Source organism: Acetoanaerobium sticklandii (genome assembly GCF_000196455.1).
Taxonomy (GTDB): domain Bacteria; phylum Bacillota; class Clostridia; order Peptostreptococcales; family Filifactoraceae; genus Acetoanaerobium; species Acetoanaerobium sticklandii.
This window is the reverse complement of record NC_014614.1, coordinates 2488554-2512500: the sequence shown is the minus strand read 5'-3', so window position 1 is coordinate 2512500 and position 23947 is coordinate 2488554. Positions and strand designations below refer to the sequence as shown.

Sequence of the window (23947 nt, the reverse complement as noted above, 5' to 3'; positions counted from 1 at the left end):
CGTATACGGGCTGAAGCTGTACCGTAAGGAGCAGTGGACTGTATACGAGTGAGAATGTTGGCATGAGTAGCGAGATGGATGTGAGAATCATCCAGGCCGAAAACCCAAGGTTTCCTGAGCAAGGTTCGTCCTCTCAGGGTTAGTCGGGACCTAAGCCAAGGCCGAAAGGCGTAGGTGATGGACAACAGGTGTAGATTCCTGTACCACCAATTATCGTTTGAGTGATGGAGTGACACAGAAGGATAGGCGATCACACAGTTGGATTTGTGTGTCCAAGCATTGAGGAAGTAGCCGCAGGCAAAACCGCGGTTACAATTCTGGGATGTGATGGGGAGCGAAATTTAGTAGCGAAGTCGTTGATTTCACGCTGTCAGGAAAAGCTTCTAGCGAGATAAAAGGTGCCCGTACCGCAAACCGACACAGGTGGGTGGGGAGAGAATCCCAAGGCCAGCGAGAGAACTGTTGTTAAGGAACTCGGCAAAATTACCCCGTAACTTAGGGAGAAGGGGTGCCTCATTAGTGTTAACGCATGAAGAGGCCGCAGAGAATAGGCCCAAGCGACTGTTTACCAAAAACATAGGTCTCTGCTAAACCGCAAGGTGAAGTATAGGGGCTGACGCCTGCCCGGTGCTGGAAGGTTAAGGGGATGTGTTAGAGCAATCGAAGCACTGAACTTAAGCCCCAGTAAACGGCGGCCGTAACTATAACGGTCCTAAGGTAGCGAAATTCCTTGTCGGGTAAGTTCCGACCCGCACGAAAGGCGTAACGATTTGGGCGCTGTCTCAACAACAGACTCGGTGAAATTGTAATTCCGGTGAAGATGCCGGATACCTGCGACAGGACGGAAAGACCCCATGGAGCTTTACTGTAGCTTAGCATTGGATTTAGGTAGTATATGTACAGGATAGGTGGGAGGCTTTGAAAGTAGGACGCCAGTTTTGCTGGAGCCATCCTTGGGATACCACCCTTGTACTATCTGGATTCTAACCACGATGAGTGAATCCTCATCTGGGACACTGCTTGGCGGGCAGTTTGACTGGGGCGGTCGCCTCCCAAAATGTAACGGAGGCGCTCAAAGGTTCCCTCAGCACGGTCGGAAATCGTGCGTAGAGTGTAAAGGCAAAAGGGAGCTTGATTGCGAGACATACAGGTCGAGCAAGGACGAAAGTCGGACTTAGTGATCCGGTGGTACCGCGTGGAAGGGCCATCGCTCAACGGATAAAAGCTACCCTGGGGATAACAGGCTGATCTCCCCCAAGAGTCCACATCGACGGGGAGGTTTGGCACCTCGATGTCGGCTCATCACATCCTGGGGCTGTAGTAGGTCCCAAGGGTTGGGCTGTTCGCCCATTAAAGTGGTACGCGAGCTGGGTTCAGAACGTCGTGAGACAGTTCGGTCCCTATCCGTCGCAGGCGTAGGAAATTTGAGAGGATCTGTCCTTAGTACGAGAGGACCGGGATGGACGCACCTCTGGTGCACCAGTTGTCACGCCAGTGGCACAGCTGGATAGCTACGTGCGGAATGGATAAGTGCTGAAGGCATCTAAGCACGAAGCCAACCTCAAGATAAGATTTCCCTCCGCAAGGGTAAGACCCCAGGAAGACTACCTGGTTGATAGGCTCTAGGTGTAAGTGCAGTAATGTATTCAGCTTAAGAGTACTAATAGGTCGAGGACTTGACCTAACTTAGGATTATGATATGCAGTTTTTAGTGTGCAAACACTATATAAAAAAGTTAGAATTTGTGAGAAGTTTATATATTGACAAAGTATTAAGAATTTGTTAATATTAATCTCGTCGATAAATATAATCGAAAATTCTAAATTATTAAAAAACACCAATATGGCTATTATAGAGAAGAGGATACACCTGTTCCCATCCCGAACACAGCAGTTAAGCTCTTCATCGCCGATGGTACTTGGACCGCAGGGTCCTGGGAGAGTAGGACGTAGCCAATTGGTATTCCGAAGTAGCTCAACGGCGGAGCAACCGGCTGTTAACCGGTAGGTTGTGGGTTCGAGTCCCACCTTCGGAGCCAGATAATTATTGTGCCGGAGTGGCGGAACTGGCAGACGCACAGGACTTAAAATCCTGCGATATGAGAGTATCGTACCGGTTCGATTCCGGTCTTCGGCACCACAATAATTTTATAATGACGCGGGGTGGAGCAGTTGGTAGCTCGTCGGGCTCATAACCCGAAGGTCATAGGTTCAAGTCCTATCCCCGCAACCAGTTAAGGCCCCTTGGTCAAGCGGTCAAGACACCGCCCTTTCACGGCGGTAACAGGGGTTCGATTCCCCTAGGGGTCACCATTAGTGGGCTCATAGCTCAGCTGGGAGAGCACCTGCCTTACAAGCAGGGGGTCACAGGTTCGAGCCCTGTTGGGCCCACCAAATTTTTAATATGCGGTCCGGTAGTTCAGTTGGTTAGAATGCCAGCCTGTCACGCTGGAGGTCGAGGGTTCGAGCCCCTTCCGGATCGCCATTTTAAAACTAAATAGAAGTACATGAAAATGGTGTATGATAGTAGATAATGTGCTGGCGTGGCTCAACGGTAGAGCAGCTGACTTGTAATCAGCAGGTTGTAGGTTCGATTCCTATCGCCAGCTCCACATGCGGATGTGGCGGAATTGGCAGACGCACTAGACTTAGGATCTAGCGCCTTGTGCGTGGGGGTTCAAGTCCCTCCATCCGCACCATTTTTTGCGGAAGTGGCTCAGTGGTAGAGCATCGCCTTGCCAAGGCGAGGGTCGCGGGTTCGAGTCCCGTCTTCCGCTCCAGTTATGTGCCTGTAGCTCAGCTGGATAGAGCACCGCCCTTCTAAGGCGGGTGTCAGGGGTTCGACTCCCTTCAGGCACACCAATTTTTTGTTGGGGATTAGCCAAGTCGGTAAGGCACCAGACTTTGACTCTGGCATGCGTAGGTTCGAGTCCTGCATCCCCAGCCATACTATGACCCATTAGCTCAGTCGGCAGAGCACCTGACTTTTAATCAGGGTGTCCCGCGTTCGAGTCGCGGATGGGTCACCACTTATTTTTTACATAGCTTAACATGGAGAGGTGTCCGAGCGGTTTAAGGAGCTGGTCTTGAAAACCAGTGATTCCGAAAGGGACCGTGGGTTCGAATCCCACCCTCTCCGCCATTTAAGCCCAGATAGCTCAGTCGGTAGAGCAGAGGACTGAAAATCCTCGTGTCGGTGGTTCGATTCCGCCTCTGGGCACCATTTGAGCTGATTTCAGCATTAGGGCGGCATAGCTCAGATGGCTAGAGCGTTCGGTTCATACCCGAAAGGTCACAGGTTCGATCCCTGTTGCCGCTACCAATTTAATATAGTATAATGACATTATCGAGGTGTAGCGCAGTTTGGTAGCGCACGTGGTTTGGGACCATGGGGCCGGGGGTTCGAGTCCCTCCACCTCGACCAAGTAAATTTTAATTTCATATCATGGTGGATATAGCTCAGTTGGTTAGAGCGCCAGATTGTGGCTCTGGAGGTCGTGGGTTCGATTCCCATTATTCACCCCAATAAAAACGAGGCGGCATAGCCAAGTGGTAAGGCAGAGGACTGCAACTCCTTCACCCCCAGTTCAAATCTGGGTGCCGCCTCCACTATTTTTTTTTATAATGAATTATTTGTGCCCATAGCTCAGCCGGATAGAGTATTTGACTACGAATCAAAGGGTCGGGGGTTCGAATCCCTCTGGGCACACCATAGCAATGCTTTCAGAGGCTATATAAAGAAAAAAATATAAATTTAACTCTTTTTTAACTCATATTAAAAACATTTAACCCTTTAGAATAATCTAAAGGGTTTTTTATTATAAATATTTTAAGCATAAAGTTTGTATTATCACGGAGATTTGTATTATAATATAGGTTAATTGAAAATTTTACCTATTGAAATTTTAAGCTAATATTATAATGATGAGGTGTTTATATATGAAGATAAAATTATTCACTGGAATGCTTATTTTTTCACTTTTTTTATCTAATTTTGGAATAATATCATATGCAGATTCATATACAGCAACAAAGATTTTTTATCAGCCGAAGATGCACAACCAAAATCATAATAAATTTTTAAACCAACACAAGAAAACTCAAGTAGAAAAACTAATACATAGCTATCAGAATAATTTTGTGAGCGCAATAAATTCAGGAGATTTTTCGCTGGTATCATCGGATATTCTTCCAGGCAGCAAGATATGTACAGTTCAGAAATCAACTGTAAAGTCATACTCAGAAAGAGGAATAAAGGAACGTCTTATATCATATAAAATAAACTCCATGAGTGAATTTGACAACGGAGATTTTAGAGTGGTAGTAAATGAAAAATTTTATATCCAAAAAGGTAATCAGCCACTGGAATATAAGGAATTTGAAAATATATACAGAGTAGCTAAGACAAATAAAGGCTATAAGATGTCTCAGATATTGTCAGTAAAAATACTAGACAGCAAAACAATAAAAAGCTGAAAGGAAAAAGCGCATGACAAAAATCATCAATGTTAAAACTAGCAAGGATTCTTACCCTATATATATAGAACATGGCTTGAAGACAAATTGGGCATCATATATAAAACAGCTCTTAAGAGGAGAAAAAGTTGCGATTATTACAGATAGCAATGTAGGACCTTTATATGCAAATGAATTAAAAGCTTCGTTAGAAAATCTAAATATAAAGAGTTGTATTTTTATTATTTCTGCAGGAGAAAAAAGTAAATCTATCTCAAATTATGAAAATTTAGCAACTAAACTTATAGAAGATAATATAACTAGAAGTGATTTGATCATAGCTCTTGGTGGAGGCGTAGTAGGAGATTTAGCAGGCTTTGTTGCCTCTACTTTATTAAGAGGAATAGATTTTATACAGATTCCGACATCTTTACTTGCTCAAATCGACAGCAGTGTAGGTGGAAAGGTAGCAGTTAATCTTCCTATAGGAAAGAATCTTCTAGGAAGCTTTTATCACCCAAAAGCTGTACTTATTGACCCTGAAGTTTTGCAGACTTTGGATAAGAGAGTCTTATCTGATGGTATGGCAGAGGTAATAAAATATGCTTGTATAAAGGGCGAAAGCTTTTTTGAGTTTTTAGAAGAGTATGATTTGGATTCTATAAGTGGGCAATTTGACAAGCTGATTTCTACATGCTGCCAAATAAAAGCTGATATCGTAGAAAGAGATGAAAAGGAAAATAATGATAGAATGCTACTTAATTTTGGGCATACCTTTGGACATGTTATTGAAAGTAATTTTAATTATGAAGTTTATACTCACGGAGAAGCTGTGGGACTGGGAATGCTTTATATAGCAAACTTAGGAGAAAGGCTAGGACTTACCAAGCTAGGCACTAGTGATAAAATTAAGACTCTAATGCTAAAATATAATCTTCCTATAGACTATCCTAAAATGGATATAGAGGCTGTGAAAGCAATAATTGCTCATGACAAAAAGTCGATAGGGGAAAAAATCAATACTATTTTTATAAGAAAAATAGGAGATTCGTTTATATACCCGGAATATATAGATGCTTTAATAGAAAAATAACAGGTAGCTATTTATGATATAAAATATTGAACAAGCAAGTACTTAGATTTATTCTTGAGGAGTATCAGTATATATCATTAAAAAATTTAAATAGCTTTGTATACAGTATGAATAGAAAGGAAGTTACAATGCCTAAAAAGACAGTAACAATTAATCCTAAAAAGCTTTCTGGAGAAATAAGTATACCACCTTCAAAAAGCATGAGTCATAGAGCTATAATAGCCGCATCCTTATCCGATGGGATGAGTAAGATAACGAATGTAGTTTTGTCCGATGACATAATAGCAACGATCAATGCAATGAAGAATTTTGGAGTGGAAATCGAAGTTCAAGATAATGCAGACCTAAGGAAAACAGCAATAATTAAAGGTAATAAAAACTTAGTTTATACAGGAAACGACATAGATTGCAATGAGTCTGGCTCTACTCTTAGATTTTTAATTCCTTTTGCAGGATTGATGGATGAAGAGGTTAAGTTTACAGGTAAAGGCAAGCTTGTAGAAAGACCTCTTGATGTATATTATGAGATTTTTGATAAACAAAATATATCCTATAGGAATGAAGAAAATAAACTGCCTCTAGTAGTAAACGGAAAATTAAAGGCAGGAGAATTTCAGCTTCGTGGAGATATAAGCTCTCAGTTTATAACTGGGCTTATGTTTGTGCTTCCATTATTAGATTCTGATTCAAAGATAATTATCACAACGGATTTAGAATCTAAGGGGTATGTTGATATGACTATAGATACGCTAAAAGTCTTTGGAATATTGATAGAAAATAAAGAGTATAAAGAATTTTATATAAAGGGAAATCAAGCTTACAAAGCTAGAGAATATAAAGTTGAGGGCGATTTTTCGCAAGCAGCCTTTTGGATAGTAGCTGGAGCTATTGGAGATAAAATAATATGCAAGGATGTAAATCTAGAGTCTCTTCAAGCAGACAAAAAAATTATAGATATAGCAAAAGCTATGGGAGCAGATATTAAAAAGCTTGAAGATGGACACATTGAGGTAAACTCTGGACATTTAAAATCAATGGAAATAGATGCTTCTCAGATTCCAGATATAATTCCAGTAATTTGCGTTATGGCATCTATGAGTGAGGGAGAAACTAGAATTATCAATGCATCAAGACTTAGAATTAAAGAATCTGATAGAATTAAATCTACAGTCAGTGAATTATCGAAGCTAGGAGCAGATATTACAGAGCATGAGGATTCAATTATTATAAATGGAAAAACTCAGCTAACTGGAGGAAAACTCAGTAGCTGGAATGACCATAGAATAGCTATGGCTATGGCTATAGCTTCTATAAGATGTCAACTTGAAGTAGAAATATCAGGAGCTGAAGCAGTTTCTAAATCATATCCGCATTTTTGGGAAGACTTTAAAACGTTAGGGGCAGATATTAATGAGTACGACACTGGGAACTAAATTAAAACTTACTATATTTGGAGAATCGCATGGAGTGGCCATAGGCGGAGTAATAGATGGAATCCTGCCTGGGATTAAGCTTGATATGGACTATATTGAAGCTGTGATGAAAAGACGAATGCCAGGACAAAATGATATGTCCACGCCTAGAAAAGAAGCTGATAAGGCTGAAATGTTAAGTGGTGTTTTTAATGGAATTACAACTGGTGCTCCTATAGCTTTTGAAATTAGAAATTCAAATCAGCACTCGAGCGATTATGAAAAAACTAAAAATCTAATGAGACCAGGCCATGCAGATTATACAGGCTATATGAAATACAAAGGGTACAGTGATTATAGAGGTGGAGGACATTTTTCAGGAAGATTAACAGCTGTGCTTACTTTTGCTGGTGCCATAGCAAGCTATATACTAGAGGGAGCAAATATTTTTATAACCGCTCATGTACTAAGTATAGGAGAGGTTATTGATGAAAATCTAAATTCTATGACAGGAAGTGCTCAGCTAAGAGATAAATTGAAGCAAATGGAACTACCAGTAATATCAGAGGAAAAAGAAATTTTCATGAGAAACCTAATTCAAGATGCAAAGTCAAACCACGATTCCATAGGCGGGGTAGTGGAGTGTGCTGTAACTGGGGTACCAGCTGGTATAGGAAACCCATTTTTCGATTCTGTCGAGAGTAGATTATCTCATATGCTATTTTCTATTCCAGCAGTTAAGGGTATTGAATTTGGTGATGGATTTGAGATGAGTAAAGCAAGAGCATCTATGGTAAACGACCAGATGAGCATAATTGATGGAGAAGTAACACATAAATCAAATCACAATGGTGGAATTTTAGGTGGCATCACTAATGCTATGCCTATAATATTCAAAACTGCAATAAAGCCAACTCCATCTATAGCGATGAGCCAAAATACTGTAGATATAAATAATTCCAGTGATGCAATAATTGAGATAAAAGGTAGACATGACCCTTGCATAGTGCCTAGAGTTGTTCCTGTAATCGAGTCTGTAGCAGCTTTTGTTATTTTGGATATGATGCTAGATGAAAGTCCTGAGTACATCAAATCAAGGTGGAGCCTATGAAGAAAAACAATTTTGGATTAATAGGAAAAACTTTAGATCACAGTATATCAGACGTACTTCATCAAGAGATTATGAAAGAAGCAGGTATAAAAGGTAGCTACGGCATGTTTGAAGTAGAGCCTGAAAACTTAGAAAAGGTCATAGCTTCGATAAGAGTCCTAAACATAGCTGGTCTAAATGTAACCATCCCTTACAAGCAGGATATAATGAGATATCTAGATGAGATAGATCAAAAGGCAATCGAAATAGGGGCGGTAAATACAATTACTTTAAAAGAAAACAAAGCCATAGGAACAAACACAGATTACGATGGCTTTAAATTATGTCTTGATAAAGCAGGAATATCTATAAGCAAAAATGGATTTACTCTGCTTGGAGCAGGAGGAGCTGCAAAGGCAGTTATAAAAGTACTGCAGGATGAACAGGCTAGTAAGATAACACTTATAAGCAGAAATCCAGATAAAACCAAGCTGGAGTATCCAGATTTTGAAATACTGCCTTATGATGAAATCCATGAAATTAAGGATAAATACTGCCTTATAAACTGCACCCCAGTAGGAACCTATCCTAATATTGAAGAGTGTCCTATTAAAAAGGAAGATATTAAAAAGTACAGCAATGTAGTTGACCTCATATACAATCCACAAAAAACCAAGCTACTTAAGCTAGCAGATGAGTATGGTATCAATAACATAAATGGACTGTATATGTTAATAGGACAAGCTATAAAAGCACAGGAAATATGGGCAAGTAAGCAGGCTTTGGATTTAGATGATAAAAAGCCTTTAATAGATAATATATATGAAGATATAATCTTAAAATTCAACCTATAATTTTAATGTAAAGATAAATATAAACATAAACAACTCAAAATTTATAAGAAAATGACAAATAATAGTTAAACTTATAAATTAAATTTTATTTTCACCATAATTTTCTGATTATGGTGTTTTTTATTTGTATATTGGTATATATATTTATAATACTAAATAAATTCGGATGAAATTGGATTGCTCTTGTGTGAAAAGAGGAAGTATTATGAGTAGCCAAACTATTTTATTTTTAACCGTAATTTTGCTATTGGCAGTAATAGCATATTTATTATTTAAAGCCAGTTTAGAAAAGAAAAACAAAGAGTTTGAAGTAAATCAAATTATAAAGGAATTAGATAAAAAAGAGATGCAGTGCAAAACATTATTTAATAATTTATCCGAATTTGTATTCGTCATTCAAGACAATAAAATTATCCATGCTAATTTAAAGGTTATGGAACAAACAGGATATAAAGAAAAAATAAAAGGTATTAATCTTTATGACTTAGTACATGAGGATGATTTTAATAAACTAAGTCTAATGTTAGATTCTCGCCTTATAGATGACTTAGATAATCAAAAGATTCAATTCAGATTTAAAAAATCTGATGGTGATTTCATGTGGGTTGAAACTTCAGCGGTACAACTAGTATGGGATGATAAAGCAAGTATGTTGATGTTTTTAACTGATATAACAAATAGAAGAATAACTGAAGATAAGCTATCATATATTTCCTACCATGACCAGCTCACGGGGCTTTTTAACCGAAGATTTTTTGAGGAGGAGTTAAAGCGTGTTGACACTCTTAGAAATTATCCTATAGCTATAGTCATGATAGATGTAAATGGCCTTAAGCTTATCAATGATGCTTTTGGCCATGCAAGCGGAGATGAACTTATAAAAACTGTTTCAGACCTAATCAAAAAAGAGCTTAGGAGTGATGACATAGTCGCAAGAATAGGGGGAGATGAGTTTTCATTAATAATGACTAAGGTAAATGAGCCAGATTTAATATCATTAAAATCCAGATTAGAGCATTCTACAAAATCGAAAACCATTCAGGACATCCCTATATCAATAGCTATAGGTTATGCTCTAAAGCATGAAGAAAATATCCCTATTTCTCAAGTGCTAAATAGCGCTGATGTCATGATGTACCAAAATAAATTGGCTCAAAGAGCAGCTCTTAGAAAAGAAGCTATAGAAATTATTCTTCACAACTTAGAGAAAAAGTATCCAGAAGAACAAGAGCATGCAAAAGGAACTTCATATATATGTAAATTACTAGGAAAACAGCTTGGCTTCTCTCAGACTCAGCTTCTAGAGCTTCTTACTCTTGGCTATTATCACGATATAGGAAAGATTGCTCTTCAAGATAATATTTTAAATTATAAAGGCTCACTTGATGCTCAGCAGTGGGATAATATGAAGCGTCACCCTGAGACTGGATATAGTATTCTTAGCTCCTCTAATGAATTTGCACCTATAGCAGACTCAGTGCTTTCTCATCATGAAAGATGGGATGGAAGTGGATACCCTAAGGGACTAAGAGGGGATGAGATTCCATTTTATGCTAGGATACTAGCTGTAGCAGAAGCCTATGATGCGCTCACTAGAGATAAAGCATATAGGAAGGCTGTTGATGATGAGGAAGCTCTAGAAATAATAAAAGACAATGCTGGAACCCAATTTGATCCTAAAATAGTAAAGGCTCTAATAAGAGCTTTGATATAAGAAGATATCAATAAGAAAAATAGTAATATTAAGAACTTCGAGTAAAAGTATTAACAACTAGATATAATTGAGTATACTAAAATATCATCTGAATAAGATGGTATTTTTTTGCGAAAAATCTGTAATCATTTTAAAACTTTTTAAGCGCCTAATTCGTCTATTATTTAGAAGACAAAAAATATAAAAAAGGAATACTTAAGGATGAAAACAAAAACTAATCGCGATTATGTAACAAAATTCATCATAGAAAACAGGGAGGGATACTATAGATTAGCTTACACCTATGTAAAGAATCAGCAAGATGCCCTTGATATAGTCCAAGAAGCTATATGCAAAGCACTAGAATCACAGCATAAGTTAAAAAATCCAGATGGAATAAAGAGCTGGTTTTACAAAATAGTTGTTCATACTGCTTTAGATTTTTTGAGAAAATCAAATAAAATTGTTTTGACTGAGGATGAAATTCTAGAGGATATTGGAGGAAGTAGCTCTGATAATTATGAGGATACGGACTTAATGTCTGCACTAGATAGGCTAAGCAACGAAAATAAAACTATAGTGGTTCTTAGATATTTTGAAGCCATGAAACTTCAAGACATTGCTAACATAATGAACATACCTGAAAGTACAGTTAAAACTAAGCTTTATTCATCACTTAAAAAACTGCGCATAGAGCTTGAATAGTAATAAGACTATCAAAGGAGAGATTGATAATGAATAAATTCAGAAATGAATATGAAAATATAGAGATACCAGATGAATTGGAATTTTTAGTCAGAACGACAATAAAGGAGCAGGAGAAAAAAATGAAAAGAAAAAATATAATAAATAAAAGTGTAATTGCGGCGGCTGTTGCAGGAGTTGTATTTGTAGGAAGCATAAATTTAAGCTCTGAGATTTCATATGCCTTATCAGAGGTTCCGGTTCTTGGCTCGATAGTTAGGGTACTCACATTTAAAACCTTTGAGCTGAAGGACAATAATTTTGATGCACAGCTGAAAACACCAGCAATTGAAGGCTTAGATTCCAAACTTGAAGCTATGCTAAATGAAAAATATTTAGATGAAAATCAAAAGCTTTATGATGATTTTATGAAGGAAATAGATGAGCTGAAGAAAGCTGATATGGATGAGGCACATATGGGAATAGCTTCTGGATATGAAGTGAAAACTGATACTGATAAGCTCCTAGTAATAGGCAGATATGTTGTAAACACCGTAGGCTCATCATCTACTACTATAAAGTATGACACCATAGATAAACAAAATAAACTATTGATTACATTACCAAGTCTATTTAAAGATGAAGCATATATAGAAATAATCAGCGAGAATATAAAAACTCAAATGAAAGAACAGATGAAGGATGAGAATAATGTATACTGGCTAGAGGATGAAATGATGGGAGATGAAAACTTTTCTAAAATAGACAAAAACCAAAGCTTCTATATAACTAAAGATAATCAGCTGGTTATAGCATTTGATAAGTATGAGGTTGCCCCTGGGTATATGGGAAATCCTGAATTTATAATTCCAAATGAGCTGTTAAAGGATGTTCTTGTAAGTGAGGAATATATAAAATAAGAACATTGCCCATTAAAGCAATCTGAGATTGCTTATGGGACCCGGGAACCTTGTTGCATTCACAATAAGAACCCTACAAATTAATGCAATTCCAGATTGCTTATATAAAAACTGCGGGCATTAAAAGCATCTGCAGTTTTTTTATTTTGCTTAATAGTCTAAAAACAAACCAGAATTTAAAAGAATCATTAATTTTTTAGCTATTAGCTATACAAATGTGATATTAAATTATTATCATGATAAAAAATTATTGCACTATTATCTATACTCTAATATAATTTAGGTAGAACTAAATGAAATAAGAAATGCTTTCACAGAAAGGCGGGTTATATGACTAGTCAAGAAATTTTAAAGCCATATATCATATTTACGAAATTTTTAGGAAATTTTCTTGGACCTAATTATGAAGTGGTGCTTCATGATGTTACTACTCCAGAAAAATCAGTAATTGCAATAGAAAATTCCCATGTTAGTGGACGAGGAATAGGAAGTCCACTTACTGATTTATCACTCAAAATTTTACAAGACAAGCTATATTTAAAGCAGGATTATATATCAAACTACATAAGTATTACTGCTTCAGGAGACCAAGTAAAGTCTGCTACATACTTTATTAAAGATGTTAATAATAATTTAATTGGCTTACTATGCATAAACATGGATGCAAATAAATTGCTAGATATGCAAGCAATAATAGATTCATTTATGGGAGCTACAAGCGATTATTTTAATCTATGTGAAAAATCAAAGGAAAGAACAAGTATTAAGCTAGCTGATACTGAGGCTAAAGCTAATGAAATAGAAAAAGCAAAGCCTAAAGTGATTGAAGAGAATCTTAGCACTACTACCTTAGAAGAGCTCACGACTACAATCATAAATCAAGTGCTGATTCAAACGGATATTGAGCCAGAGCGAATGTCGCCCGATGAGAAAGTGGCTATAGTGGCTCATCTAAATGAAAAAGGAGTATTTCTTTTGAAAGGCAGTGTAATAGAAGTTGCTGAACGATTGAAAACTTCAGAAGCAACTATATATAGATATCTAAAACAATTATCCAGATAATGAGGAGGATTTTTATGGAAAGCTATTGTAAACAGGATTATATTGATATTTTAAAAAAAGAGCTAGTACCAGCTATGGGATGTACTGAGCCTATAGCGCTTGCATATGCAGCGGCTAAGGCTAGGGAGGTTTTAGGAGAAGCTCCGAAGAATGTAGAAGCTTTCGTAAGCCCTAATATACTTAAAAACGGAATGGGAGTAGGCATACCAGGAACTGGAATGATTGGCCTAGAAATTGCTGGAGCAATAGGGATAGTAGGAGGAGATGCAAGTAAAGAACTAAATGTCCTTGCGGATATAACCTATGAAGATGTAAAGCAAAGTCAGCAGATGGTAGCAGAGCAAAAGATTAAAATAGGAGTAAAATCAGATATAAATCCTATATATATAGAAGTAAATGCAGCATCTGGAGAGTCTAATAGTAAGGTCATAATAGAAGAAAAGCATAACAATATAGTATACATAGAAAAAAATGGGGAAGTAATATTAAATAATCGTCTCCAAAAGGACACTAAAGAAGAAAGTAAAGAAGTATCAGTAGAGAATAAAGCTGAATCTTCAAGCAAAGCTTCTATAAACCAAGATACAGGAAAAAGTCTTAAATTTTCCGTGGAGAGTATATACGATTTTTCTGTAAATATGCCTCTTGAAGAGCTTAGCTTTGTTTATGATTTAACTATAACAAATAGCTTGATTTCAAATGAAGGAATGGAAAAAAACTACGGTCATAGAATTGGAAGAATAGTACAAAAAAACATAGATAATGGACTTCTAGCAGATGACTTGATGTCTTACGTAATCAAAAAATCTGCAGCAGGGGCCGATGCTAGGATGGGAGGCTGTATGCTTCCAGCAATGAGCAATTCGGGCAGTGGAAACCAAGGGATTACTTTATCTGTTCCAGTTATAGCCTGCGCTGAAAAGCTAGGGTCTGATAAAGAAAAACTAACTAGAGCCTTGGTATTAGCGAGTCTTATATCTATTTATATCAAATCTAATATGAAAAGATTATCTGCACTTTGTGGAGCTATGACTGCAGGAGCTTCAGCTTCTTGTGGAATGACTTATTTGTTAGGTGGGAATCTAGAGCAAGTTAAGTTCTCAGTTCAAAACATGATAGGAAACCTAACTGGAATAGTATGTGATGGGGCAAAACCTAACTGTGCCATGAAGGTAGCTACTGGAGTAAGCGCAGCCGTAATATCAAGCCTTGCAGCTATGGACAACGTATCTTGTACTTCCTTAGAGGGAATAGTAGACGACAATGTTGACAAGAGCATTGCGAACCTTGGAAAAATTGCAGCTTATGGAATGGCAGATTTGGACAAAATGATGCTAGAGATAATGGTGGATAAAAAATCAAATTAAAATAATTCAATAAATCAAAATGAGCAGATTAAATTAAATGATAAATAAATTCTTAATAGAATTAGCTCATTGGATATCTGAATATTGATTATAGTATAGGTTTAAATAAATAAAAAGGTGCTAGAAAAAAATATTTTTCTAGCACCTTTTTCAACTATAATTTTCTACTAATCGCCTATTTTGTACATTTCCGGCTTCATTTTGCTAAACTTAGCAAGATAATGAATACCTAAATCTTTTAGCATTTGCTCAGCTATGTCAAAATCTGCACTTATGTGCTCATCCTTATGAGAGTCAGAGCCTAAAGTTATGATTTCTCCACCTAGCTCTTTGTAGCGTTTTAAGATGTCTCTTTGAGGATGAGTTTGATTTAATCCGTAGCGATAGCCAGAAGTGTTGATTTCTATACCTCTCTCGCCTTTTATTATGGTTTTTAAAATCTCGTCTATTATATCCGCATAATCCTTGTAATATAGAGTTTTGTCATCGAATCCACCATATCTGTTTACATAATCCAAATGGCCAAAAACTCTATAGCAAGAGTGCATTTTAGCACATTCCAAAACATCCTCAAAATACTCTGTATAGCCTTTTACTTTGGATTTATTATCCCAAAATCTTCTTGCATATATATCGTGGTGCTTTACAGTATGGATTGAGCCAATAGCAAAATCAAAGGGATACTTAGCAAGGAGCTCCTCGATTTTAGAGCCTAAATGTGGCTGAAGCCCTATCTCTACACCAAATAAAATATTGATTTTATCTTGATATTTTTCCTTTAGAGCATAATAATCCTGTGAGTATAAATCGTAATTTACTACAAAAGGCAAATCTCTATCTGGATAATCGTAGTCTACATGATCAGTAAGAGCAATTTCTTCCATGCCTTTTTCTATTGCGGATAATACCATGGTTTCCATAGGTATAATGCAGTCATCTGAATAAGCAGTGTGAATATGATAGTCACGTTTAATCAAAATAATCGTCTCCTTAAATGGTTATTAATATATGAGTATCAATGTTGATTCATAATAAATTGAAAAATAATTTTGCATAACTAATATTATACTAGAAAATTGGAATTAGTTCTTTAAATTTATTGTAAATTGCAAGCAAACCTAAGTGTTAACTTTGATTGACACCGGTTTTGGGTTAATATATACTATTTTTAATATGAAAACTATGAGGAGGGTTTGCCATGACTAAAGCAGTTGATATTAAAAAGCTTTATAGAGATACAGACGATTACATGGGAAAAGAAATCGTAATCCAAGGATGGATTAGAACACTTAGAGACTCTAAAAACTTTGGATTTATAGAAGTAAATGACGGAAGTTTTTTCAAAAACCTGCAAATTGTATTTGATGAAACTTTAGATAATTTTAAGGATGTAGCAAAATTACCTATAGCTACAGCTATAAAAGTAACTGGAGATTTAGTAAAAACAGAAGGAGCAAAACAGCCTTTTGAAATAAAAGCAAAATCAATAGTAGTAGAAGCGCCATCTAGCTCGGATTTTCCACTTCAAAAAAAGCGCCATACTTTTGAATACCTTAGAACGATAGCTCACCTTAGACCTAGAAGTAATGCTTTTTCTGCAGTGTTTAGAGTTCGTTCAGTAGCCGCTTATGCGATTCATAAGTTTTTCCAAGACAGAGGCTTTGTTTATGTACATACTCCAATAATAACTGGAAGTGATGCAGAAGGTGCTGGAGAAATGTTTAGAGTTACTACTTTAGACCTTAAGAATCCTCCTAAGAATGCAGATGGAAGCATTGACAATACTCAAGACTTCTTTGGAAAAGAAACTAACCTTACAGTTAGTGGACAGCTTGAGGGAGAAATATTTGCTCTTGCTTACAAAGATATCTATACCTTTGGACCAACATTTAGAGCAGAAAATTCTAACACATCTAGACATGCGGCTGAGTTTTGGATGATAGAGCCTGAGATAGCTTTTGCTGAGCTAGAGGATAACATGGAGCTAGCTGAAGACATGATTAAATACATCATCAGCTATGTACTGGAAAATGCACCTGAAGAGATGGAATTCTTCGGAAGCATAGTAGATAAAGACCTTCTTCCTAGACTACAAAATGTAGTAAGCAATGACTTTGGAAGAGTGACATATACTGAAGCTATTAAATTACTTCAGGAAAGTGGACACAATTTCGAATATCCAGTTTCATGGGGAATGGACCTTCAGACTGAGCATGAGAGATATATTACTGAGCAAATTTTCAAAAAACCAGTATTTGTTACTGATTATCCTAAAGAAATCAAAGCCTTCTATATGAGACTTAATGAAGATGAAAAAACTGTAGCAGCTATGGACTTACTAGTGCCTGGCATAGGGGAAATCATCGGAGGAAGTCAAAGGGAAGAAAGAGAAGACGTACTTGCTGGAAAAATCAGAGCAATGGGACTGAATGAAGAGGACTACTGGTGGTACCTTGAGCTTCGTAAATACGGTGGAGTAAAGCATGCTGGATATGGACTAGGATTTGAAAGAATGATAATGTATTTAACTGGTATGACAAATATCAGAGACGTTATACCTTTCCCTAGAACAGTTGGAACAGCAGAATTCTAATTAAAAAGCCTTATGAAAAGTCATTTTGTTTTGACTTCTCATAAGGCTTTTTTTAAAGACCCATAAGCAAACTTGCGGTAGAGAAATATACCATAAGTGCAAAGGTATCCACAATTGTAGTAACAAGAGGTGCTGCCATTATGGCAGGATCTAGCTTAAACTTTTTTGCGATAAGAGGAAGCATTCCTCCTACTACTTTTGCAAGCACTACTGTTGCAAATAAGCTTATGCATACTGTGAGAGAAACTATAAAATCAACTCTCTCCAGCAAATATATTCTTAGGAAATTAATAAAAGCAAGTACCAAGCCAACTACTATACTCACTCTGAATTCCTTCCATAAAATCTTAGGATAGTCAGCAATTTCGAGCTCGCCTAAAGCTAAGCCACGTATGATAAGAGTGGATGACTGAGAACCTGAGTTTCCACCAGTATCCATGAGCATAGGAATAAATGAAGCAAGTATAACTACAGAGCTCAGTACACTTTCGTATTGCCTGATTATGATTCCGGTAAAAGTAGCGGATATCATCAGTATCAATAACCACATGATTCTTTGCTTAGCCAGAGAGTATACAGATGAATCTAGATATTCCTCATCTGATGGTGCAAGAGCGTTCATTTTCGCAAAATCCTCTTCATTTTCCTCTTCTATTATGTCTAGTATGTCATCTATAGTTATAATTCCAACCAGCCTATTTTCACTATCAGTTACGGGCATGGAAAAATAATCGTACTTTTTAAACATAGAAGCGACATCCTCTTGGTCATCTAGGGTGTAGATATAAACGAAGCTTGTATCCATTATATCCTCGATTAAAAGGTTTTCATCGCTAAGCAGAATTTTTCTTATAGGGACTATGCCTTCTAGTTTTCTGTTTGAATCGATAACATAGAGTGTATCGATGGTTTCTTTGTCTACACCTGTTTTTCTTATGTGAGCGATAGCATCCATGACTGTCATTTCTTTTTTGATATCCACAAATTCAGTAGTCATAATACTACCGGCAGAGTCATCTGGATAGCTAAGCAGAGAATTTATCATCTTACGCGTATCATCATCAGTGTTTTTAAGCACTTTTTTTACAATGTTTGCAGGCATCTCTTCTATGAAATCTACGGTATCGTCCATAAATAGCTTGTCTATGATTCCGGAAATTTCCTTGTCTGTTAGAGACTCTATAATATGAGCTCTATCTACCTTAGTCAGATACGAAAAGACTTCGGCCGCAGTGTCCTTTGGCAATATCCTAAAAAGGATAACTAGGTCGTCTCTATCCACGTCTTCAAGCAATGTAGCGATATCGACAACATTCATCTCAAGTAGTTCAGCTCTAGCATTTACAGGCTTTCCTGCCTTGATATAATCTAGAATTTTTTCCATTAAAAAACCTCCTTGAGCAACCGCCCAAGTAAAGATGAGTACTTGGGCCCTGCATATTCAATTTTATTTTTTGAAATAACCGTTCGGGCGACGGACTATGGTCCACAAGTACTCACCTGCCTTTTAATAGTATTTTATACCCTTAGCCATTATATACTGAAAGTGATATTCATTTCAAGAAAATGGAGTTAAAGAACTATAGAAAATTGAGATTTAAACGATATAATATATATTGAGTACATATATGAAAAAGTACAGGGAGATAATATCTATGGATATAAAAATAAAAAATTCTATTAATATAAATGGTTTTTCAGGGCCTAGCCAGAGCTATTATGAAACAAAAGAGCGATTTAAAGCAATTTTGGAAACAAAATTAAATATTCCCACTGTGGAGGTTCCTTCTTCGTCGGGTGATTTAGGTGCAAATGATTTCATGATAGACTTGCTGTTTCAGCAAAGTAGAAGCCTAGGAGAGATTTCCAATTATGCTGCTCCTATTAACAACCCCTATGCAAACAAACTAGCAGAAAATGGATTAATAGCATCTTCAAATGTAAGAGAAAAAAGCAAGGTAAGTGCTTCCTACATAGATTCAAAGCTTCAAGGAACAGCTCTTGAAGGCTTAGGCTCAGCGTTTAAAAAGGCAGAAGAGGAACATGGAGTAAATGCACTCTTTCTGCTTGGGCTTGCTATTCACGAATCAAATTATGGAACTAGCAGAATAGCAAAAGATAAAAATAATCTTTTTGGTTTTCAGGCCTATGACAATTCTCCATACAGTAGTGCAAAAGGCTTTAAGAGCTTTGATGAGAGCATAGATACTGTGGCAAAATACCTATCGGAAAATTATCTTCAGCCAGATGGAAAATATTTTAATGGATATAGCATCAGTGCTATAGGGAAAAAATATGCTACAGACCCTAACTGGGCAAATGGCATAGAAAACAGAATAAAAAAATTAATTGGAATGTAACAAAATGCCTCCTATTTGTAAGTAATTTGTAATGCCTGAGGGTGATTCGGGAATTATAATTATGGTAGAAATCAAAATAGGAGGTGTTTTTTATGAAGAAATATAAAAAACTGATTGCACTTAGTATGATGACCGCGATGCTTACTTCACCAGCAATTTCATTTGCGGATTCAAATATGGTAGGTATGGATAATGGAGTGCTTGATTCAAAGCTCACAGTTCCAGCAGTTATAGAACAAAGAGAGCTTACAAAAAGAGATTTAGAGGCTATAGATTATGCTAAAGCCATAATGAAAGATTATTTTGGGACTGAGTTAAAATCTGAGGATTATATATTGGATGTATTTTATTCTTCAGATTATAACGATGAACAGTTTCCAAAGGACAAGAACTTCAGAGAAAATATCTCTGTAAGCTTCATGCCGAAAAGTGAAAATGGAGGCGGAGGAGCTTACGTAGCTTATTATGAAGACAATAAAGAAATAATATCTGTATCAAATATGAATATAGATTATGAAGCTAAGAGAAAGATGACTAAAGAAAAAGGTCATGAAATAGCAAAGGAATTCTTAAAAGACAAGACCGACTTAGATTTATCACAGTTCACATATAAAGTATTTGAAGAATCACCATACAATCAGGAATATGTAATGGGAGATTACTACTATCAAAGAGTTCATGAAGGCATAGAGTACGATGGAGATTTCATATCAGTGAGTGTTGATTTATCAACAGGAAAAGTGGTGTCTTTTTATCAGAATTATACTAAGAGCTTAAAATTTCCAGATGCTACTCCTAAGCTGACTGCAGAGGAAGCCTTAAAGATTGCTAAGGAAAAGTTTACATCTGAGCTAAAATATGTAACTTCACCTAGTGATGAAAAAAGAGCTATTCCTGTTTATATAATAGATACTGCTTTTGGAGATGCAGTAGATGCTCATACAAAGAATATATATTATTTCGGTGGACCAGTTACTATAGAAAAATTTAACATGACTCCTGATGAGGTTTCTAATCTTACTAAAGATATAAAACCTATTGAATTTAAAGCAGAAAACAAAGGTCAGGCGGTAGAGGCGGCGAATATGCTTCTTAAGGAAGTCTACGGCGTAGAACTAACTCCTAAAGTAGAGTATAGCGAATATGACCCAAATAACGTATACGTGACCTATAAAGATACAAAGGCCAAGCTAGAATACTATGTAAGCATAAATATCTCAGACAACAAAGTACTTTTCATGGGAAGAATGCCTATGTATATTGAAGGTATGCCTTATGATATGCCAACAAACCAAAAACCTGTAATAAACTATAAGCAAGCTTATGAAATGGCTATTAAGGAGCTTGCTAAAATAGCACCAGAGCAATTAAAACAAGTGGATTTTGAGCAGGTAAATTATGTTTATGAATCAAATCCTTACACTCCAGCTGAATATTACTTTACATTCCCAAGAAAAGTTGAATCAGCAGAGTTTCAAGAGCAGTTTATAGATATTAGAATCAATGGGGTTACTAAAACAGTAGAATCTATGGGAATATACTGGGATGACAAAAAAACTTTCGATTCTCTTGAAGGACTAATCAAGCCTGAGCAAGCAATGGAAAAATTCTTAAGTGACAAATCTATGCAGCTTAGATATACCCTAGATTATAATCAAACTCAAAAAACAGGTGAACCTGTAATAAAACTAATATATTCACTTGTATCAAAGGATGGACATTATAGTGGAAGCTATATAGATGCAAAAACTGGAAAGTATATAGACTATCCAGTGATGTATGCAGAACCTGCTGTAGCTCCATAGAACTATAATTAAATAATATGCCTAAGGCTAAAGCTATAATTTGGAAAAAAGTTCAATTATTTTTACCAAATTATAGCTTTTTTTTCAAAAAAGAATTAAAATTAGATTATTACAAATCGATTAAAATTGATAATGTAGAGTATTATAAATACTAACTGAGTATTATCAATATAGATACGTAATATTTAAGGATATGCTTAATATTGCAAAGGGAGTGTAGAATGAGAAAGGCAAGTCGCAGTGAAAGAAAACAGGCAGCTAGAATTCAAAGAAGAGAAAACATTAAGGAAGCTATGATTCAAGGACCTAAGAAAACTAGAAGAAAACTAAGCGTAATACATATTATGACACTTTTTTCAATCATGCTTGTTTTTATGACTATGTTAGTACTTTCAAAAAGCGACGTGTTAAACGCAGGCTCTTTTGCAGGAGCAAAAGTCGAAAAATATATGCTATACTCCTCAGAAAAAGCTTTCAAAACGGCTTATGAAGAAAAATTATTGCAGCAAAACCAAATTTATAAATACGACAAAGGCATAGAAGATGTTTTGAAATCTGGCTTGGAAATTTCATTTAAACAAAACAGTACTAAGAAAACCAATTCACTTATAGGGATATTCCAGGGAAAAGACAATCAAATAGAAAAAGTTGGTGTAATTGGAGTTTATCAAGAAGACAACGGACATTTCCCACTAGGGTTTAAAGAAAATGCAGTTTTACTTACCTCTATAGTAAATGAAATCAGCTATGAAGATGCTACAGCTTATTTGATGAGTAAGAATATAATTGACCATAACGGAAGTATAGTTTTAAAATCTGTAATATTTGAAGAAAATGGAAAAGAATATATATTTCATGTAGATGATACAAATAAATTCTTTTACACAATACAAGTTAAAAAGGCTCTGGTTGAGAATTAAATAAAAAGTCAAAAGACTCATTAAAAAGCTTTTATTGAGCGAATTAGCAAGAGTTTAATTGTGAATAAAGGGTTTTGAAAGTAAAGGTTTACTTTTAGAACCCTAAAAATTTGCTTTGAAATCAATAAATTTTCTAAGTAGAATATATATACTTTTATCTAGATGATTTATATAGTAAAATATAAATTGACATGTTCAGATAAAAAGGGTATAAATAGATTTGGACTTTGATAAAAAATAAAATTTAAAATATAGCATACAACTTTATAATAATAGATGATGTGGGACAATTAGAGTCCGGCAGGTTAAAAATGGATGAAAAAAGCGATTTATATTTGGAAAATCGAAAGGAATGAACAATTTGGCTCATATTCTAGTGAGAAAAAGCGGACCATTAAAGGGTAATGTAAAAATCAGTGGAGCAAAGAACGCAGTTCTTCCAGTAATAGCAGCTACACTTCTTGCAGACGGTGTATCTACAATTAAGGGAGTACCAAACTTAAGAGATGTACATGTAATGAGTGATTTACTTCGCCACTTAGGTGCAAAGGTTGAGTTTAAAGATGAAACTTTGGTAGTTGATGCTACTAACATAAATAGCTATGATGCTCCATATGAGCTAGTTAGCAAAATGAGAGCTTCATTTTTGATTATGGGGCCACTGCTTGCGAGATTTAACAGATCAAAAATTTCAATGCCTGGAGGATGTGCTATAGGTACAAGACCTATTGATTTGCATCTAAAAGGGTTTAAAGCTATGAATGCACTTGTAGATATGGAGCATGGCTATGTAGAAGCACACACTAAAGGGCTAGAGGGTCATAAGATTTATCTGGATTTCCCTTCTGTTGGAGCTACAGAAAATATAATGATGGCGGCAGCTCTTGCAGATGGCGTTACTGTTATTGAAAATGCTGCAGAAGAGCCAGAAATAGTAGATCTTTCTAACTTTATCAATGAAATGGGTGGTAAGGTTAAAGGAGCTGGAACAAAAACCATAAAAATAACTGGAGTAAAAGCCCTTCACGGCGCTGAGCATATAGTAATTCCTGACCGTATAGAAGCAGGAACCTACATGGTAGCTGCAGCTATTACCAAGGGTGATATTGTGCTGGAAAATGTTATTCCAGATCACCTTAGACCGGTAATGGCAAAACTCATAGAAATGGGTTGCGTGGTAGAAGAAGGTGAATCTACTATAAGAGTTATTGGGCCGAAAAACATAATGCCTACAGATATCAAAACTATGCCTCATCCAGGTTTTCCTACAGATTTGCAGTCTCCATTTATGGCACTGCTTAGCATTGCTGAGGGCAATTCTATGGTTATAGAAACTGTATTTGAAAACAGATTTATGAATGTTCCTGAGCTAAACAGAATGGGAGCAGATATAAAAATAGAGGGAAAATCAGCAGTAATTCAAGGCGTAAAAAATCTTGAAGGCTCAAATGTTGTAGCTACAGATTTAAGAGCTGGAGCAGCGCTTATTCTTAGTGGAATGGTAGCAGAAGGACAAACTAGAGTTACTGAAATTTATCATGTCGAAAGAGGATATGTAGATATAGTGAAGAAGCTTTCCTCATTAGGGGCAAATATTGAAAAAATAGAGGACTAATTCTTTCCAAATAATGTTAAAATGA

The 23947-nt window shown here is 36.2% G+C and carries 17 protein-coding genes, 19 tRNA genes and 2 rRNA genes (1 of these 38 running past the window's edge); 36 read left to right on the top strand and 2 right to left on the bottom strand.

What is annotated here, in order from left to right; genetic code table 11:
• From CLOST_RS12050 to CLOST_RS11900, 31 genes are all read left to right on the top strand, one after another.
• A 23S ribosomal RNA gene (locus CLOST_RS12050) occupies positions 1–1684 on the top strand; it begins 1234 nt to the left of the window's first position.
• 157 nt (positions 1685–1841) lie between these two features.
• Positions 1842–1958: ribosomal RNA gene (gene rrf, locus CLOST_RS12045) — 5S ribosomal RNA — on the top strand.
• A gap of 5 nt (positions 1959–1963) precedes the next feature.
• Positions 1964–2038 (top strand) — tRNA-Asn (locus tag CLOST_RS12040).
• Between the two features lie 12 nt (positions 2039–2050).
• Positions 2051–2139: transfer RNA gene (locus tag CLOST_RS12035), tRNA-Leu, on the top strand.
• Between the two features lie 17 nt (positions 2140–2156).
• Positions 2157–2232, top strand: a tRNA-Met gene (locus CLOST_RS12030).
• A 5-nt stretch (positions 2233–2237) separates the two neighbouring features.
• Positions 2238–2312: transfer RNA gene (locus CLOST_RS12025), tRNA-Glu, on the top strand.
• Positions 2313–2317: 5 nt separating this feature from the next.
• Positions 2318–2393 (top strand) — tRNA-Val (locus CLOST_RS12020).
• A 14-nt stretch (positions 2394–2407) separates the two neighbouring features.
• Positions 2408–2484 (top strand) — tRNA-Asp (locus tag CLOST_RS12015).
• Positions 2485–2536: 52 nt separating this feature from the next.
• Positions 2537–2611, top strand: a tRNA-Thr gene (locus CLOST_RS12010).
• A gap of 3 nt (positions 2612–2614) precedes the next feature.
• Positions 2615–2698: transfer RNA gene (locus CLOST_RS12005), tRNA-Leu, on the top strand.
• Between the two features lie 6 nt (positions 2699–2704).
• Positions 2705–2779, top strand: a tRNA-Gly gene (locus CLOST_RS12000).
• Between the two features lie 5 nt (positions 2780–2784).
• Positions 2785–2861 (top strand) — tRNA-Arg (locus CLOST_RS11995).
• A 9-nt stretch (positions 2862–2870) separates the two neighbouring features.
• Positions 2871–2946: transfer RNA gene (locus tag CLOST_RS11990), tRNA-Gln, on the top strand.
• Positions 2947–2952: 6 nt separating this feature from the next.
• Positions 2953–3028 (top strand) — tRNA-Lys (locus CLOST_RS11985).
• Between the two features lie 24 nt (positions 3029–3052).
• Positions 3053–3141, top strand: a tRNA-Ser gene (locus tag CLOST_RS11980).
• A gap of 5 nt (positions 3142–3146) precedes the next feature.
• Positions 3147–3222: transfer RNA gene (locus CLOST_RS11975), tRNA-Phe, on the top strand.
• 22 nt (positions 3223–3244) lie between these two features.
• Positions 3245–3321 (top strand) — tRNA-Met (locus CLOST_RS11970).
• 25 nt (positions 3322–3346) lie between these two features.
• Positions 3347–3423 (top strand) — tRNA-Pro (locus tag CLOST_RS11965).
• 24 nt (positions 3424–3447) lie between these two features.
• A tRNA-His gene (locus tag CLOST_RS11960) sits at positions 3448–3524 on the top strand.
• A 10-nt stretch (positions 3525–3534) separates the two neighbouring features.
• A tRNA-Cys gene (locus CLOST_RS11955) sits at positions 3535–3608 on the top strand.
• A 26-nt stretch (positions 3609–3634) separates the two neighbouring features.
• A tRNA-Arg gene (locus CLOST_RS11950) sits at positions 3635–3711 on the top strand.
• Positions 3712–3938: 227 nt separating this feature from the next.
• Positions 3939–4475 carry a TcaA NTF2-like domain-containing protein gene (locus tag CLOST_RS11945; RefSeq protein ID WP_013362588.1) on the top strand — a complete coding sequence of 179 codons (537 nt, stop codon included), beginning with the start codon at positions 3939–3941 and terminating at the stop codon, positions 4473–4475.
• Positions 4476–4488: 13 nt separating this feature from the next.
• Entirely contained in the window at positions 4489–5547 is a 1059-nt protein-coding gene (gene aroB / locus CLOST_RS11940; RefSeq protein ID WP_013362587.1) for a 3-dehydroquinate synthase, read from the top strand.
• 26 nt (positions 5548–5573) lie between these two features.
• Positions 5574–6980 (top strand): 3-phosphoshikimate 1-carboxyvinyltransferase, encoded by a 1407-nt coding sequence (gene aroA, locus CLOST_RS11935; protein ID WP_013362586.1) that lies wholly within the window; start codon positions 5574–5576, stop codon positions 6978–6980.
• On the top strand, positions 6958–8070 hold the full coding sequence (gene aroC, locus CLOST_RS11930; protein ID WP_013362585.1) for a chorismate synthase: 1113 nt from the start codon (positions 6958–6960) through the stop codon (positions 8068–8070). The genes aroA and aroC overlap by 23 nt, the downstream gene beginning before the upstream one ends.
• Positions 8067–8903 carry a shikimate dehydrogenase gene (gene aroE / locus CLOST_RS11925; protein WP_013362584.1) on the top strand — a complete coding sequence of 279 codons (837 nt, stop codon included), beginning with the start codon at positions 8067–8069 and terminating at the stop codon, positions 8901–8903. The genes aroC and aroE overlap by 4 nt, the downstream gene beginning before the upstream one ends.
• Positions 8904–9108: 205 nt before the next feature.
• Positions 9109–10617 carry a diguanylate cyclase gene (locus CLOST_RS11920; protein WP_013362583.1) on the top strand — a complete coding sequence of 503 codons (1509 nt, stop codon included), beginning with the start codon at positions 9109–9111 and terminating at the stop codon, positions 10615–10617.
• A 201-nt stretch (positions 10618–10818) separates the two neighbouring features.
• Entirely contained in the window at positions 10819–11301 is a 483-nt protein-coding gene (locus CLOST_RS11915) for a sigma-70 family RNA polymerase sigma factor (RefSeq protein ID WP_013362582.1), read from the top strand.
• Between the two features lie 29 nt (positions 11302–11330).
• Positions 11331–12200 carry an anti-sigma-V factor RsiV gene (gene rsiV / locus CLOST_RS11910; RefSeq protein WP_013362581.1) on the top strand — a complete coding sequence of 290 codons (870 nt, stop codon included), beginning with the start codon at positions 11331–11333 and terminating at the stop codon, positions 12198–12200.
• Positions 12201–12530: 330 nt separating this feature from the next.
• Positions 12531–13262: a helix-turn-helix transcriptional regulator gene (locus CLOST_RS11905; protein WP_013362580.1), complete on the top strand. Its 732-nt coding sequence runs from the start codon at positions 12531–12533 to the stop codon at positions 13260–13262.
• 14 nt (positions 13263–13276) lie between these two features.
• Entirely contained in the window at positions 13277–14629 is a 1353-nt protein-coding gene (locus CLOST_RS11900; protein WP_013362579.1) for an L-cysteine desulfidase family protein, read from the top strand.
• Between the two features lie 167 nt (positions 14630–14796).
• On the opposite strand, the gene CLOST_RS11895 is transcribed toward CLOST_RS11900, so the two are convergent.
• On the bottom strand, positions 14797–15606 hold the full coding sequence (locus tag CLOST_RS11895; protein ID WP_013362578.1) for a histidinol-phosphatase HisJ family protein: 810 nt from the start codon (positions 15604–15606) through the stop codon (positions 14797–14799).
• Positions 15607–15827: 221 nt separating this feature from the next.
• Between CLOST_RS11895 and asnS the strand changes: the two genes are divergently transcribed.
• On the top strand, positions 15828–17222 hold the full coding sequence (gene asnS / locus CLOST_RS11890; RefSeq protein ID WP_013362577.1) for an asparagine--tRNA ligase: 1395 nt from the start codon (positions 15828–15830) through the stop codon (positions 17220–17222).
• A 52-nt stretch (positions 17223–17274) separates the two neighbouring features.
• Here asnS and mgtE read toward each other — a convergent pair whose 3' ends face one another.
• The gene (gene mgtE, locus CLOST_RS11885; protein ID WP_013362576.1) at positions 17275–18606 is read right to left on the bottom strand and encodes a magnesium transporter; all 1332 of its coding nucleotides are present in this window, start codon (positions 18604–18606) and stop codon (positions 17275–17277) included.
• A 271-nt stretch (positions 18607–18877) separates the two neighbouring features.
• On the opposite strand from mgtE, the gene CLOST_RS11880 reads away from it, so the two are divergent.
• The 4 genes from CLOST_RS11880 (at position 18878) to murA (ending at position 23922) form a co-directional block, all read left to right on the top strand.
• Positions 18878–19582, top strand: a complete 705-nt coding sequence (locus tag CLOST_RS11880; protein ID WP_013362575.1) for a glucosaminidase domain-containing protein — start codon at positions 18878–18880, stop codon at positions 19580–19582.
• Positions 19583–19674: 92 nt separating this feature from the next.
• Complete coding sequence (locus CLOST_RS11875; RefSeq protein ID WP_013362574.1) at positions 19675–21387, top strand: YcdB/YcdC domain-containing protein; 1713 nt, start codon at positions 19675–19677, stop codon at positions 21385–21387.
• Positions 21388–21608: 221 nt separating this feature from the next.
• Entirely contained in the window at positions 21609–22307 is a 699-nt protein-coding gene (locus CLOST_RS11870) for a hypothetical protein (protein ID WP_013362573.1), read from the top strand.
• Positions 22308–22668: 361 nt separating this feature from the next.
• Complete coding sequence (gene murA, locus CLOST_RS11865; protein WP_013362572.1) at positions 22669–23922, top strand: UDP-N-acetylglucosamine 1-carboxyvinyltransferase; 1254 nt, start codon at positions 22669–22671, stop codon at positions 23920–23922.
• Positions 23923–23947 lie beyond the last annotated feature (25 nt).